This is a genomic window from Streptomyces sp. NPDC088730, assembly GCF_044751215.1.
Taxonomy (GTDB): domain Bacteria; phylum Actinomycetota; class Actinomycetes; order Streptomycetales; family Streptomycetaceae; genus Streptomyces.
The window spans coordinates 281370-295787 of the sequence record NZ_JBIVLK010000006.1; the positions used below are offsets into that span (position 1 = coordinate 281370).

Genomic DNA, 14418 nt, shown 5'->3' on the forward strand with positions numbered 1-14418 from the left:
GCCTGACTCCCTCTCCTGTTCAACACATCCGATGTCAGATCATGCCGGACTGTCCGGCTTGTTGCTCGCTGCCCCCGCCAGTTGGGCAAGGCGGCGGTGCTCCGCAGCCTTCTTCTCGTGGATCGCGGCCATCCGCAGGTGGTACTCCGGATCATCCTGTTCATAGACGTCCGGTACCCCGGATTCGTCTTCGTCCAGCTCCTCCGCGTCCGTGAGTGCCCGGTATCTGCGTACCCGGAGTTTCAGCAGTACACCGGAGAGTACGGCGGCGATCAGGGAGCCGAGCAGAACCGACGCCTTGATCTCGTTGATCATGTCGTCGTCGGTGAAGGCCAGCTCGCCGATCAGCAGCGAGACGGTGAAGCCGATTCCGGCGAGCGAGGCGACCGCGAAGACATCGGCCCAGGCCAGCTCCTTGTTCAGCTCCGCCCTGGTGAACCGGGTGGCGAGCCACGTACCGCCGAAGATCCCGACCGTCTTGCCGACGACGAGCCCCAGCACGACACCGAGCGTCTCGGGCCGGGTGAACACGCCGGCCACCGCGCCGCCCGAGAGCGAGACCCCGGCGGAGAAGAGCGCGAACAGCGGTACGGCGAAGCCTGCCGACAGCGGGCGGATCAGATGCTCGATGCGCTCACCGGGGGAACGCTCCTCGCCTTCGCGCCTGGTGCAGCGCAGCATCAGGCCCATCGCGACACCGGCGATGGTGGCGTGGATTCCGCTGTTGTACATCAGCCCCCAGATGACCAGGGCGAGCGGCACGTAGACGTACCAGCCGCGGACGTTCAGACGCAGCAGCAGGTAGAAGACGGCCAGACCGACGAAGGCGCCGATGAGCGCGACGAAGTTGATGTCCGCGGTGAAGAACACCGCGATGATCAGGATCGCGAACAGGTCGTCGACGACGGCGAGCGTCAGCAGGAACGCACGGAGCGCGGACGGCAGCGAGGTGCCGATGACCGCGAGGACGGCGAGCGCGAAGGCGATGTCGGTGGCGGTGGGGACGGCCCAGCCGCTGGTGGAACCGGAGCCGAGCACCGTAACCAGTGTGTAGACGACCGCGGGCACGGCCATGCCGCAGAGCGCGGCGACGACCGGGAGGGCGGCGGCCTTCGGGTCACGCAGTTCACCCGCGACGAGTTCGCGTTTGAGCTCGACCCCCGCGACGAAGAAGAAGATCGCGAGCAGTCCGTCGGCCGCCCAGTGCGCCACGGACAGATGCAGACCGAGCACGCCCGGCCCGAAGTGGAAGTGGCTGACGGTCGTGTAGCTCGATCCGAAGGTGTTCGCCCAGATCAGCGCCGCCACCGCGGCGACCAGCAGGATGACCCCGCCGACGGTCTCGGTACGCAGCGCGTCGGTGAGGTAGTTCCGCTCCGGGAGCGACTGGCGTCCCAGGAAGGTGCGGCGGGGGGAGGGTGGTGCGGGAGTGGGCGCGGCCACGAGAGAGGACCTCCGGGTCGGTACGGCAGCGACGGCATGGCTGATGCACTTGCCGACCAGACTTCCCGGCACACCCTTTGGAGATTGTTCCTGTCATTTTGTTTGACCAGCTGCCACTGTACCCGGGGCGGGGTGTGCGGGGCCGTGAGCGGTGACTCTCACGGGGTGGTGATCTTCACCCTAAATGCCCGAAGGGCATCCGGCGCGCTGCTGGATGCCCTTCGGTGAGCTCGGTTCAGCTCAGCCCCTGGAGGAGACTTCAGCTCCTGGAGGAGGCTTCAGTCCTCGGAGGAGGCTTCAGTCCTCGGAGGAGGACGAGGGGAGCTGGGTCTGGATGAGGTCCATGACCGAGGAGTCGGTCAGGGTGGTGACGTCTCCCAGTTCCCTGTTCTCGGCGACGTCGCGGAGGAGGCGTCGCATGATCTTGCCGGAGCGGGTCTTGGGCAGTTCTGCGACCGGCAGGACGCGCTTGGGCTTGGCGATGGGCCCGAGGGTGGCGCCGACGTGGTTGCGCAGTTCCGCCACCAGTTCTTCGGAGGCGGTTGCGGTGCCGCGCAGGATGACGAACGCGACGATGGACTGGCCGGTCGTCTCGTCGGCGGCGCCGACCACGGCGGCCTCGGCGACGGCCGGGTGCGACACGAGGGCGGATTCGACCTCGGTGGTGGAGATGTTGTGCCCGGACACCAGCATGACGTCGTCGACGCGGCCGAGGAGCCAGATGTCGCCGTCCTCGTCCTTCTTGGCACCGTCGCCCGCGAAGTACCTGCCCTCGAAGCGTGACCAGTAGGTGTCGAGGAACCGCTGGTCGTCGCCCCAGATGGTGCGGAGCATGGAGGGCCACGGCTCGGTGAGGACGAGGTAGCCGCCCCCGCCGTCCGGCACCTCGCGGGCCTCGTCGTCCACGACGGTCGCGGCGATGCCCGGCAGCGCGCGCTGGGCGCTGCCCGGCTTGGTCGCGGTGACCCCGGGAAGCGGCGAGATCATCATCGCGCCGGTCTCGGTCTGCCACCAGGTGTCCACGATCGGGCAGGTGTCCGCACCGATGTGCTTGCGGTACCACATCCATGCCTCGGGGTTGATCGGCTCACCGACCGAACCCAGCACCCGCAGCGACGACAGGTCGAACTTGGCGGGGATGTCGTCACCCCACTTCATGAACGTCCGGATCGCGGTCGGCGCCGTGTAGAGGATGCTCACGCCGTACTTCTGGACGATCTCCCAGAAGCGCCCCTGGTGCGGGGTGTCGGGCGTGCCCTCGTACATGACCTGCGTCGCACCGTTGGCCAGCGGGCCGTAGACGATGTAGGAGTGTCCGGTGACCCAGCCGATGTCGGCGGTGCACCAGTAGACGTCGGTCTCCGGCTTGAGGTCGAAGACCGCGTGGTGGGTGTACGCCGCCTGCGTGAGGTACCCGCCGGAGGTGTGCAGGATGCCCTTCGGCTTCCCCGTGGTGCCCGAGGTGTAGAGGATGAACAGCGGCTGCTCGGCCTCGAAGGCTTCGGGGGTGTGCTCTGCGGACTGGCGGGCGGTGATCTCGTGCCACCAGACGTCGCGGCCCTCGTTCCAGGCGGTGTCCTGGCCGGTGCGGCGGACGACGAGGACGTGCTCGACGCTCTCGATCCGGGAGACGGCGTCGTCGACCGCGGGCTTGAGCGCGGAGGGCTTGCCACGCCGGAAGCCGCCGTCGGAGGTGATGACCACCTTCGCGTCCGCGTCCTGGATACGTGCCGCGATCGCGTCGGCGGAGAAGCCGCCGAAGACCACCGAGTGGGCGGCGCCGATGCGGGCGCACGCCAGCATCGCGATGGCGGCCTCGGGGATCATCGGCAGGTAGACGGCGACCCGGTCGCCCTTGCCGACGCCGAGCTCGGTCAGCGCGTTGGCGGCGCGGGAGACCTCGTCCTTCAGTTCCGCGTAGGTGATGGCGCGGCTGTCGCCGGGCTCGCCCTCGAAGTGGATGGCGACGCGGTCGCCGTTGCCCGCCTCGACGTGGCGGTCCACGCAGTTGTACGCGACGTTGAGCTTGCCGTCCGCGAACCACTTCGCGAAGGGCGGGTTGCTCCAGTCGAGCGTCTCGGTCGGCTCCGTGGCCCAGGTCAGGCGGCGGGCCTGCTCGGCCCAGAAGCCCAGCCGGTCCGCATCGGCCTGCTCGTACGCCTCGGCTGTGACGTTGGCGTTCGCGGCCAGATCGGCAGGCGGTGCGAACCGCCGCTCCTCTTTGAGCAGGTTGGCCAGGCTTTCGTTGCTCACGACATCTCCCATTCCCAGGGTGTCCGTTGTGTCCCGGGGCATAGCTCATCAGGCCAAAGGCCAGGTGACAAGTGTCTGCCGGGAATTGGTTTAGACCTGTGTTTCGTGTATGGAGGCACGATCCCGCCCCCGCGGCGGGGTGGAGCAGAATGCCGGGGTGCCGTGCGGTGGAGCAGGGTGCACAGCGCTGCGGAGGCGGGACCCACACGGTCTCACGGACCCGAGGTGTACCCGGTTCAGGCGCCGGTACGCGCCAACTCGGCCGGTTCATAGGGATCGTACGGGGCGGAGGGGCCGACCCGGTCGAATACCTCGTCGATCCCATGCCCCGCGCCGATTCCCTCGGTCAGCAGATACGACTGGGCCTCGGCGACGTGGAAGTACATGCCGTGCAGCTGGAGTGTGCCTTCCGCCAAGCGTCGGGCCACCGATCCATGGGCCCGCAGATGGTCCAGTTGCTGGACGACATTGGTGAGGCAGAGCTGTTCCACCTCATCGGCGGGCAGCCGGCCGGAGATCCGGGCCCAGGCGTGTCTTTTGGATGCCATCCGCTTCAGGCTGGGCACGCCGTGCCGCAGCCAGCGCCACAGGGGGGTGTTCGGGGTGTCGGGGCCCGCACCGAGCAGCGCGTTCATCGCACCGCAGCCGGAGTGCCCGCAGACGGTGATGGAATCCACCCCCAGCACATCCACCGCGTACTCGATCGCCGCGCCCACCGAGTCGTCACCTCTCTCGGAATGCGGCGGCGGCACCAGATTTCCGATGTTCCGTACGGTGAACAGGTCACCCGGACCACTTGCCGTGATCATGCTCGTCACCAGGCGGGAGTCCGCGCAGGTGATGAACAGCTGCGAGGGGCGCTGGCCCTCCCTGGCCAGCCTTGCCAGCTCCTCACGAACCAGGGGGGCGGTATCGCGCTGGAACGCGCTGAGGCCGCTGACCAGCCGCTGCCCACCGGTCCGGCGTGCTGGGGCGGCGTCGTGATCGGGTGTGTAGTCGGTCGAACCGCCGGTCGAGCCGCCGGTCGAAAGGGCGGGCGGCTGGGTGGGCGGCTGGGTGGCTGCGTGCTGGGTGCCTGTGTGCTCGGTGCCTGTGTGAGGCTGCCCGCTGGGGGCGGCACCGGTGATGGTCGTGCAGCCGGTGCTGTCCGTGGCGTCTGTCCTGTCTGTACCGCCGGTGCCGCTGGTGCCGCCGGTGCTGTCCGTGCCGTCCGACGTGGGCGGGGTGGGAATGGGGCCCGAGTGGAGCGGTGCCGGGCTGTCCGTCGCACCTGGGGCGGGGGTGAGGGCCGGGTCGGTGATCGTGCCGGCGGGTTCAGTCGGTCCGGCGGACGCGGAGAGTCCGGCGGGATCGGACCGGTCGTGGCAGTGGTGGTTGCGCCACGGTGTCCAGGGGCGGCAGCAGGAGTGCGCTGCGGAGGGGGGCTCGGCGATCCGGCCGCCGGACCTGCCGGCGAAGACGACCCGGCCACCGTGGGCGGCGTGGGCATTGCTCCAGTCCTGGATCATCTCGTACGCGGCGTGATCGATGAAGAAGCCGTCCAGCTCGACGAGCACGTCCGCGTCCTGGGGCAGTTGCCCCAGGGTCCGGTTGAGCCGCGGCACCGCGAGGAACGTCAACTGTCCCCGTACGACGACCAGATGCTGGCCGCCCTGTTCGGTCACGGTGATCCTGGTCCGCGCCAGCCGGTGCAGGGCGACCGCCACCGCCGCCGCGATCCCGATGGCCACGCCCTTGAGGACGCCGAAGAGCAGTACCCCGCTGATCGTCGCCCCGTACACCAGGAATTCGCGGTGCCTGTGGACGTTACGGATGTGCGCGAAGTTCACCATCTGGATGCCGACCACCATCACGAGCGCGCCGAGGGCGGCCAGCGGGATCCACTCCAGCGCGGTCACCAGCAGACCGGTGGCGAGCAGCACCCAGACACCGTGCAGCACGGTGGAGGCGCGACTGGTTGCCCCGGCCCGTACATTCGCCGAACTGCGCACCGCGCCGCCGGAGACCGCCAGGCCGCCCAGCAGCCCCGACACAGCGTTGGCGATACCTTGTGCGCGTAGTTCCCGGTCGAAATCGGAGCGCTTCACGGGGGGTGAGGCCGGTGGGCCCGATCCGGGCCCGGGAAGATCGGCCGACCGCTCGCTGTTTCGGTCCGCGGCCAGTTTGTCCACGGCGATGGCGGCGAGAAGAGATTCCAGGCTCGCCACCAGCATCATCGTGAACACGGCTGTGGCCAGACCGAGTACAGGCCCCTGTGGCATTTCGGGAAGGGCATGCGAGCGCCAGGACGGCAGATCGACCCGTGCGATCGACGGTGCCGCGAAGGCCGCCACAGCGGTGGCGACGGCCACGGACACCAGAGCCGCCGGAACCCGGCGCATGATGCGGCCTGGCCGCCCCGGAATCCGGGGCCACAGCACCAGAATCACCACGGTCAGACCACCGATGAGCGGTGCGGCCGGGACCACTTGTTCCAATCGTGCCGGCAGTGTGAGTGCGTTGGAGACGGCCGAGCTCTCCGGTGAACCGCCCAGCACGATGTGCAGCTGAGCGAGCGCGATGGCCACGCCGATACCGGCGAGTGTGCCGTGCACGATGGCCGGGCTGACGGCGAGCGCACTGCGGGCGGCACGCAGCGAACCCAGCAGGATCTGCAGCAGACCCGCGCCGATGGTGATCGCGCAGGTGGTGCGCCAGCCGTAGACCTGGATCAACTCGGCGGTCACCACGGTCAGTCCGGCGGACGGCCCGGAGACCTGGAGCGGGGTGCCCCCGAGCAGACCGGCGACGATTCCGCCGACCGCGGCGGAGATGAGGCCGGCTTCCAGCGGGGCATCCATGGCGACGGCCAGGCCGAGCGACATGGGGATGGCGAGAAGGAAGACAGTGATCGATGCGGACACGTCGGTGCCCGCGATGCGGAATCGTCCGCCGCGATGCGGCGGTGGCGGGCTGTGAGGTCGCTTGATCCCCGATGACCGGGGAGATCGCGAGCTGCGGGATGAGTGGTCATGACGAGTGGGGACGCAGGCAGGCATGTTTCCCGTCTCCTCCGGGGCAGCGCGGTCGCGGAACGTGGGACGCGGCCGTGGGTCACGGCGTGCAGCGGCGGGATATCTCAACTCTCGGTAAACAGATCGTAATGGAGAGTAAAGATCTGTGTCCATGCTTGAAGGTAAATGGTCTATCTAATCACCCATTCCAGTGAATAGGCAGCTTTTCATTCGGCCTGTCGCACGGATTTATGTGCGAATCGTGCGAGTTTGACCGCGCCATGTCGGCACTTCAGCGCAATCAAACCTGCACGGAAGAGAAGGAAGAGGGTGGGCGGATGATGGCCGCCACGAAGAGGATCGCTCTGGGCGCCATGGCCGTTGCGCTGGTCGCGGCAGTGGCCGGCTGCTCCGGGGCTACCCACGGTTCGGGCGCGTCCGGGCCCGGTGCGGAAAAAAGCCCCGCCGGTGGTGGTTCGAACGGTGTGGCCGGGACGGAGAAGAAGGCAGCGCCTAAGGCCCCCAAGAGCGTGTTCCGGCTCATCGGCGACGGTTCCACCTCCTTCACCGGCGCCCAGCCGAAGCAGCCCGCCGTACAGCGGCTGGCCCCCGGTCAGAAGCCCCCGCAGTTCGTGGTGTTCTCGTGGGACGGCGCCGGGGAGGACAGCCAGCAGCTCTTCTCGCACTTCCGGGATGTGGGCAAGAAGTACGACGCGACCATGTCGTACTTCCTCAGCGGTGTGTACCTGCTGCCGGAGGCGAAGCGGAAGCTCTACGACCCGCCCAAGCACAACGCCGGCAGCTCCGACATCGGCTTCAACGACACCAAGGGAATCCGGGACACCCTCACTCAGGTCCGCGGTGCCTGGCTGGACGGCAACGAGATCGGCACCCACTTCAACGGTCACTTCTGCGGCAAGGACGGTGGCGTCGGCACCTGGTCCGTTGCCGAGTGGAAGAGTGAGATCAACCAGGCGAAGTCCTTCGTGAAGGGCTGGAAGTCGAACGATCCTGAGCTCAAGGGCATGAAGCCGCTGCCCTTCGACTACGACAAGGAGCTCATCGGCGGTCGCACTCCCTGTCTGGAGGGACAGAAGAACATGGTGGCGGCCGCCCGCTCGATGGGCTTCCGCTACGACTCCAGCGGTGTCAACGACCAGGTCTGGCCGAAGAAGAAGAGCGGCATCTGGGATCTCTCGATGCAGCTCGTTCCGGTGCCGGGGCGCGAGTTCGAGACCCTGTCGATGGACTACAACTTCATGTTCAACCAGTCCGGTACGACGCAGGGCGACCCGGACCAGCACGAGTACTGGGGAAACCAGATGCGGGACGGTCTGCTCCAGGCCTTCGACCGCTCGTACGACGGAAACCGTGCCCCGCTGATCATCGGCAACCACTTCGAATCCTGGAACGGTGGCACGTACATGCGAGCCGTCGAGGAGACGATCGAGACCGTCTGCACCAAGGAAGGCGTGCGCTGCGTCTCCTTCAAGCAGCTGGCGGACTGGCTGGACGCACAGGATCCGGCGACGCTCGCGAAGCTCGGAACGCTGAAGGTCGGCGAGGCGCCCGCGAAGAGCTGGACGTCCTTCCTCGGCGGGGTCGCGAGCCCGGTCAAGGGCAAGGCCGCCGCGAAGGCGCCCGCGGGGCACTGACGAACAGGGCCTGCCAGGGCCGGACGGACCGGAATCCGCCCGTCCGGCACCGGCAGGCCATTTCTGGGGGTGCCCGTACCGGTATCGGTCAGGGCGCCGTCCGATCAGGCAGGCTGGGCCGACCCGGCCCGGACATGGTGTTCGGCGAGCACGAATGAGGGGTCCACCTGGGCGGCCAGGTCAGCCCCCGTCTTCTCGTTGCCCCAGCTCTCCGCGTTCTTCAGATGGAAGTGCACCATCTGCCGTGTGTAGCGCTCCCAGTCGCGTTGTCCGTACGAGTCCTCCGCGGCGTTCTGCAGGGCCTGCAGGGCCATCCGGTTGTCCGCCTCCAGCAGCTCGAACCGGGCGGGGCGGCCCTTCTCCATGGAGCGCACCCAGTCGGAGTGGCCGACAGTGACCAGCAGATCGTCGCCGACCTCGGCTCGCAGGAACTCCAGATCGTCCTCGCCCTGCACCTTGTTGCCGACGACCTTCAGCGCGACCCCGAAATCACGCGCGTACTCCTTGTACTGCCGGTAGACCGAGACTCCCTTGCGCGTCGGCTCCGCGACCAGGAACGTCATGTCGAAGCGGGTGAACATCCCCGAGGCGAAGGAGTCCGAGCCGGCGGTCATGTCGACGACGACGTACTCCTCCGGTCCGTCGACGAGATGGTTGAGGCAGAGCTCGACCGCGCCGACCTTGGAGTGGTAACAGGCCACACCCAGATCCGATTCGGTGAATGGCCCGGTGGCCATCAGCCGGATGTCCCCGTCGTCGAGCCCGACCGTGCGGGCGCACGCGTCATAGACCGGGTTGTCCTCGTTCACCCGGAGCAGCCGCGAGCCCTCGCCGGGCGGCGTGGTCTTGATCATCGTCTCCACGGAAGCGATGCGGGGATTGCTGCCGCGCAGATACTCCTTGATCAGAGGCAGCTGCGCTCCCATGGCGGGCAGCGCTGCGGCCTCCTCCTCGTCGAGGCCGAGCGCGGCCCCGAGATGCTGGTTGATGTCGGCGTCCACCGCGACGACGTGGGCCTCATTGGCGGCAAGGTGGCGGATGAAGAGCGAGGACAGCGTGGTCTTGCCGCTGCCGCCCTTCCCTACGAAAGCGATCTTCATGTTCACCTAGGGTAGTGGTTCGATTGCTATCTGTTTTCACACTTCGTGAAGAAGGCCACTCCGGGGCGGCAGGTGTGCAGGGGGCGCGTAGCCTCGCTACTTATGAGTACGACTTCCTCGGACCCGCTCGCCACCTTGGGCACGCTGCCGGGCGTGACGGACGCGGTGGACTCCGTACGCAGGGCTGTCGACCGCGTTTACGGTCACCGCGTCATGCGGCGCCGCAGCAACGAGGTCACCTCGGAGGCGGCCCTGCGGGGCGCCCGCGGGTCGGCTGCGCTCTCCGGCGCCGACTGGAACCTGGAAGAGGTGCGACGGCGTACCGACTTCACCGGAGACAGCGAAGCGCGTGTGGTCGGAGCGGCTCTGCGGTTGACCGCCGAGGCGGGGCAGCTGCTCTCCATCTGGCGGCAGTCGCCGTTGCGTGTGCTGGCGAGGCTGCATCTGGTGGCGGCGGGCGGCGCGGCACCTGAGGACGCTGTCGGGCGGCCCCGGCTGGCGGGCGAGCCGGTGGACGAGCCGCTGATCGAAGCGCCGCTGCCCGATGCGGACGAGGTGGCGGGCCGGCTGGAAGGGCTCAGCGGGCTCATTCTTTCGGGGAGTGAGGCGCCCGCGCTCGTGACGGCCGCGGTCGTGCACGGTGAGCTGCTGGCGCTGCGCCCCTTCGGTTCGTACAACGGCCTGGTCGCGCGGACCGCCGAGCGGATCGTGCTGATCGGGAGCGGGCTCGACCCCAAGTCGATCTGTCCGGCAGAGGTCGGCCATGCCGAGCAGGGGCGGGCGGCCTACGTAGCGGCTTTCGAGGGGTACCTGTCCGGAACGCCGGAAGGAATGGCGGCCTGGATCGCGCACTGCGGGCGCGCGGCGGAACTCGGGGTCAGGGAGTCGACGGCGGTCTGCGAGGCGCTCCAGCGCGGCGCCGCGTAAGGAGTCGCGTGGGTGCGTGAGTGGCGGGGCGCTGGAGGCTCTCGACGGCTCCGACGCCTGGCAGCGCCCGGTGAAATGGGTTGCGGCGGTACCGTCCTCGGTACCGCCGCTGGCATGTCCACCCAGTTACCAAGCGTCCTCGATGTATGCCCATCAGGTCGGGTGCTTTGCCCGTCCCTGGTGCGGCTGGCCCGTAATCGACGGGTCGACGTCGCGTGGGTGCCCGGCTTTCATGCGCGGTCCGTGGGGCCTTGTCTGCGTTACGGGTCATCCTCACGGATGTCCTTGGTCTCGCGGGCCGTTGAGTCCTTTGTACTCCTGGGGCCGGGCGGGCGGTAGTGGTGGCGGTACTTCTTTACTTTTGGCTTCAATTACGGACGAGTTGGTTCAATTGGGCGTGCGGCTTCGGGGGCGAGCTGTTCGGGGGCGAGCTGTGTCACGCGGACGCCGCAGCGGTGCGCCGGCGGGCGGTGTACCAGACGACTCCGGCGGTGAGCGCGGCCGCGCCCACCGCGGCCGCCGCCAGGAGCGCGGGGCGCGGTGGCAGTGAGAAAGCGGGCAGTCGCTGCTTGAGCCGGACGGGGCGGTCGAAGACGAGAACCGGCCACTCGCGGAGGGTCGCCTCGCGGCGCAGGGCACGGTCGGGGTTCACCGCGTGCGGATGGCCGACCGACTCCAGCATCGGCACATCGGTCGCGGAGTCGCTGTAGGCGTAGCAGCGCGCTAGATCGTAGCCCTCGGACAGGGCGAGGGCCTTGATGGCCTCCGCCTTCGTCGGCCCGTACGCGTAGTACTCCACCTCGCCCGTGAAGCACCCGTCGTCACCGACGACCATGCGCGTGGCGACGACGCGGTCGGCGCCGAGCAGCTCACCGATCGGTTCGACGACTTCGGCGCCGGAGGTCGAGACGATCACCACGTCGCGCCCTGCGGTGTGGTGTTCCTCGATGAGCGTCGCCGCTTCGTCGTAGATGATCGGGTCGATCAGATCGTGCAGGGTCTCGGCGACAATTTCCTTCACCTGCTGGACGTTCCAGCCTTTGCAGAGCGCTGACAGATACTCGCGCATCCGCTCCATCTGGTCGTGATCTGCGCCCCCGGCAAGGAACACGAACTGTGCGTACGCAGTGCGCAGTACGGCACGGCGGTTGATCAGTCCGCCTTGGTAGAAGGACTTGCTGAAGGTCAGTGTCGAAGACTTCGCAATGACCGTCTTGTCCAGGTCAAAGAAGGCTGCTGTGCGCGGCAAGAAGCAGTTTTCCACAAGGCAGAGCATAGGGGGCCGCCATTCGGCGTAAACTCCGGCGCGTGGGTTTGCCTGAGAAGGTGCTCGGGTACACCATGGAAGTCACGGATCGTTCGCGACCGTGCTAACCCGGTCCGGCTCCTCCCCCCCCCGAGTCGGCCGTGGGGACGACCCCCGCTCTCCCCCCCGGCGGGGGTCGTCGCATGTCCGGACGCATTTCAGTCGCTCGGAATCTCGCATTTCTCCTCCTTCTCGGCCGTTGTGGCCGGCCATCGCGCTGAACTCACATCAGCATGCATGGTCACGGTGCGTGATGGAAGGGCTGCTCTCGGAAGTCGCCGGTTCGAGGGACGGGGATATTCACAACGGCAGAGTTGTCCACAGTTTTTGAGCAAGATCCACACGATTTCCTGAAGCGCTGCACCGTGATTCCACCCGCGAAGTCCACGGGTTCCGGAATCACCGTTCTCGGAACATGCCGAGATCGCCGCCAACCGCGGTGAAGGTGAGTGAAGAGAGGGGCGAGAGCGTGGCTGAATCCAGCGCACGGGATCGTTTGAAGACCGTCGGTCAGAGGCGCGGCGGACCGCTGATCGTGACCGAGGATGTGGATCTGCTCGACGATCTGCTGAGGCTGTGCGCGGCCGCCGGCGCGGAGCCCGAGGTCCACCACACCTTGCCGGAGCAGCGAGGGGGCTGGGAGCGGGCCCCCATGGTTCTCGTCGGTGACGACGCGGCGCAGCGCTGCCTCGGAGCGGCTCGCAGGCGGGGCGTGATGCTGGTCGGCCGCGACCGGGACGCGCCCGACGTCTGGCGCCGAGCCGTGGAGCTCGGGGCCGAGTACGTGCTGCGGCTGCCCGATTCGGAGAACTGGCTGGTCGACCAGATCGCCAACGCGACCGAAGGCGTCGGCAGGCCGGCGCTCACCGTCGGGGTGATCGGCGGCCGGGGCGGCGCCGGTGCGTCCACGCTGGCCTGCGCACTGGCGGTGGCCGCGGCCAGGAGCGGGCGGCGGACCATGCTGATCGACGCCGATCCGCTGGGCGGCGGCATCGACGTGCTGCTCGGCGGTGAACGGGCAGAAGGTATGAGGTGGCCTGATTTCGCCCATTCCAAGGGGCGGGTCGGCGGTGGGGCCCTGGAGGAGTCGCTGCCCGCGCTGCACGGGCTGCGGGTGCTCAGCTGGGGCCGCGACGACTGGGTGGTCATCCCGCCGCAGGCGATGCAGGCGGTCCTGGCCGCCGCACGGAGGCTCGGCGGAGTGGTGGTCATCGACCTGCCGCGCCGTGTCGATGAGGCGGTGGCCGAGGCTCTTGCGCAACTGGACCTCGGGCTCGTGGTGGTGCCCGGGGAGCTGCGTGCGGTCGCGGCGGCGAAGCGCGTGGCGTCGATGGCGGGGATGGTGCTCGACGACCTCCGGGTGGTGGCGCGCGGTCCGTACGCGTCCGGTCTCGACGAACAGTGGGTGGCGCACGCCATGAGGTTGCCGCTTGCCGGTGAACTCCCGCTGGAGAAAGGGCTGCTGGCTGAACAGGACGCGGGGGAGCCACCCGGCGGGAACGCCCGCGGACCACTTGCCAGGTTCTGTTCGGCCTTCTGGGACCGGGCGTTCGCCGGTGAGAGTGTCATGGGCCCTGCTGGAGGTGCCTCATGACCGAGGCCCTGCTCGACGCCGTACGGCAGCGGCTGGCGCGGAGCGGAGCGGCGCCGACCCCGGCCGGGGTCGCGGCCGCGTTGCGGGCGCAGGGGCGACTGCTCGGCGACGCCGAAGTGCTTCGTGCGGCGGATGAGTTGCGGGGTGAGCTGGTCGGGACCGGCGTCCTGGAGCCGCTCCTCGCGGATCCTGCGGTCACCGACGTCCTGGTGTCCGCGCCCGACCGGGTGTGGGTGGACCGGGGCCGCGGGCTCGAACTGACCGGGGTGACCTTCAGCGACGCGGCGGCGGTGCGGAGGCTCGCGCAGCGGCTCGCCGCCGTGGCCGGGCGGCGGCTGGACGATGCCCGGCCCTGGGTGGACGCGCGGCTTCCGGACGGGACCCGGATGCACGCCGTGCTGCCGCCGGTGTCGGTCGGGTCGACCTGTCTGTCGTTGCGGGTGGTCCGGCCCAAGGCCTTCTCGCTGAGCGAGCTGGTCGCGGCGGGGACGGTTCCCCCGGGCGGCGACCGGGTGTTGCGGGGGCTGGTGGAGGCCCGGGTCTCCTACCTCATCAGCGGGGGAACGGGGGCCGGAAAGACGACGCTCCTCGCGAGCCTGCTGGGCGTGGTGGGTGAGCGGGAGCGGATTGTGCTCGCCGAGGACTCCGCCGAGTTGCGTCCGGACCATCCGCACGTCGTTCGGCTGGAATCGCGTCCTGCCAACCAGGAGGGCGCCGGGCGGGTGACGCTCCGGGACCTGGTGCGACAGGCCCTGCGCATGCGGCCCGACCGGCTGGTGGTCGGGGAGGTGCGGGGTGCGGAAGTCACGGAGTTGCTGGCTGCGCTGAATACCGGCCATGAGGGCGGCTCAGGGACGCTTCACGCGAACGCGGCCGAGCATGTCCCGGCCCGGCTGGAGGCGCTGGGGACGGCGGCGGGGCTGGACCGGACAGCGCTCCACAGCCAGTTGGCGGCGGCGCTGTCCGTGGTGGTTCACCTCGTACGGGACCGGGCCGGGCGGCGGCGGATCGCCGAGATCCACGTGCTGGAGCGCGACGCGGCGGGGCTGGTGGTGACCGTTCCCGCACTGCGATGGGGCGCTGTCGGGTTCGAACGGGAGCGGGGCTGGGAGCGGCTGCGGTCCTTGATCGGGGGTGTGCGGTGACC

The 14418-nt window shown here is 68.8% G+C and carries 9 protein-coding genes; 4 read left to right on the top strand and 5 right to left on the bottom strand.

The genetic code is table 11. The features are described 5' to 3' along the window. Positions 1-39 precede the first annotated feature (39 nt). The 3 genes from nhaA to ACIP89_RS20845 form a co-directional block, all read right to left on the bottom strand. Positions 40-1443, bottom strand: coding sequence for a Na+/H+ antiporter NhaA (nhaA, locus tag ACIP89_RS20835; protein WP_402116071.1), 1404 nt, complete (start codon positions 1441-1443; stop codon positions 40-42). Between the two features lie 297 nt (positions 1444-1740). Further along, a complete protein-coding gene (gene acs / locus ACIP89_RS20840; RefSeq protein WP_402116073.1) occupies positions 1741-3738 on the bottom strand; it encodes an acetate--CoA ligase in 1998 nt (665 codons plus the stop codon). A 194-nt stretch (positions 3739-3932) separates the two neighbouring features. Next, positions 3933-6734 (bottom strand): SulP family inorganic anion transporter, encoded by a 2802-nt coding sequence (locus tag ACIP89_RS20845; protein ID WP_402116075.1) that lies wholly within the window; start codon positions 6732-6734, stop codon positions 3933-3935. A gap of 293 nt (positions 6735-7027) precedes the next feature. Here ACIP89_RS20845 and ACIP89_RS20850 point away from each other — a divergent pair, with 293 nt between their 5' ends. Continuing rightward, positions 7028-8344 (top strand): hypothetical protein, encoded by a 1317-nt coding sequence (locus ACIP89_RS20850; RefSeq protein WP_402116076.1) that lies wholly within the window; start codon positions 7028-7030, stop codon positions 8342-8344. Positions 8345-8448: 104 nt separating this feature from the next. Here ACIP89_RS20850 and ACIP89_RS20855 read toward each other — a convergent pair whose 3' ends face one another. Continuing rightward, on the bottom strand, positions 8449-9444 hold the full coding sequence (locus ACIP89_RS20855; RefSeq protein ID WP_401924250.1) for an ATP-binding protein: 996 nt from the start codon (positions 9442-9444) through the stop codon (positions 8449-8451). Positions 9445-9546: 102 nt separating this feature from the next. On the opposite strand from ACIP89_RS20855, the gene ACIP89_RS20860 reads away from it, so the two are divergent. After that, complete coding sequence (locus ACIP89_RS20860; RefSeq protein ID WP_401933303.1) at positions 9547-10371, top strand: oxidoreductase; 825 nt, start codon at positions 9547-9549, stop codon at positions 10369-10371. Between the two features lie 436 nt (positions 10372-10807). On the opposite strand, the gene ACIP89_RS20865 is transcribed toward ACIP89_RS20860, so the two are convergent. Continuing rightward, positions 10808-11647, bottom strand: coding sequence for an HAD family hydrolase (locus ACIP89_RS20865; RefSeq protein ID WP_401924245.1), 840 nt, complete (start codon positions 11645-11647; stop codon positions 10808-10810). 565 nt (positions 11648-12212) lie between these two features. Here ACIP89_RS20865 and ssd point away from each other — a divergent pair. Both ssd and ACIP89_RS20875 read left to right on the top strand, forming a co-directional pair. Next, positions 12213-13271: a septum site-determining protein Ssd gene (gene ssd, locus ACIP89_RS20870; RefSeq protein ID WP_401924243.1), complete on the top strand. Its 1059-nt coding sequence runs from the start codon at positions 12213-12215 to the stop codon at positions 13269-13271. Then, on the top strand, positions 13268-14416 hold the full coding sequence (locus ACIP89_RS20875) for a TadA family conjugal transfer-associated ATPase (RefSeq protein WP_401933299.1): 1149 nt from the start codon (positions 13268-13270) through the stop codon (positions 14414-14416). Before ssd ends, ACIP89_RS20875 begins: the two co-directional genes overlap by 4 nt. Positions 14417-14418 lie beyond the last annotated feature (2 nt).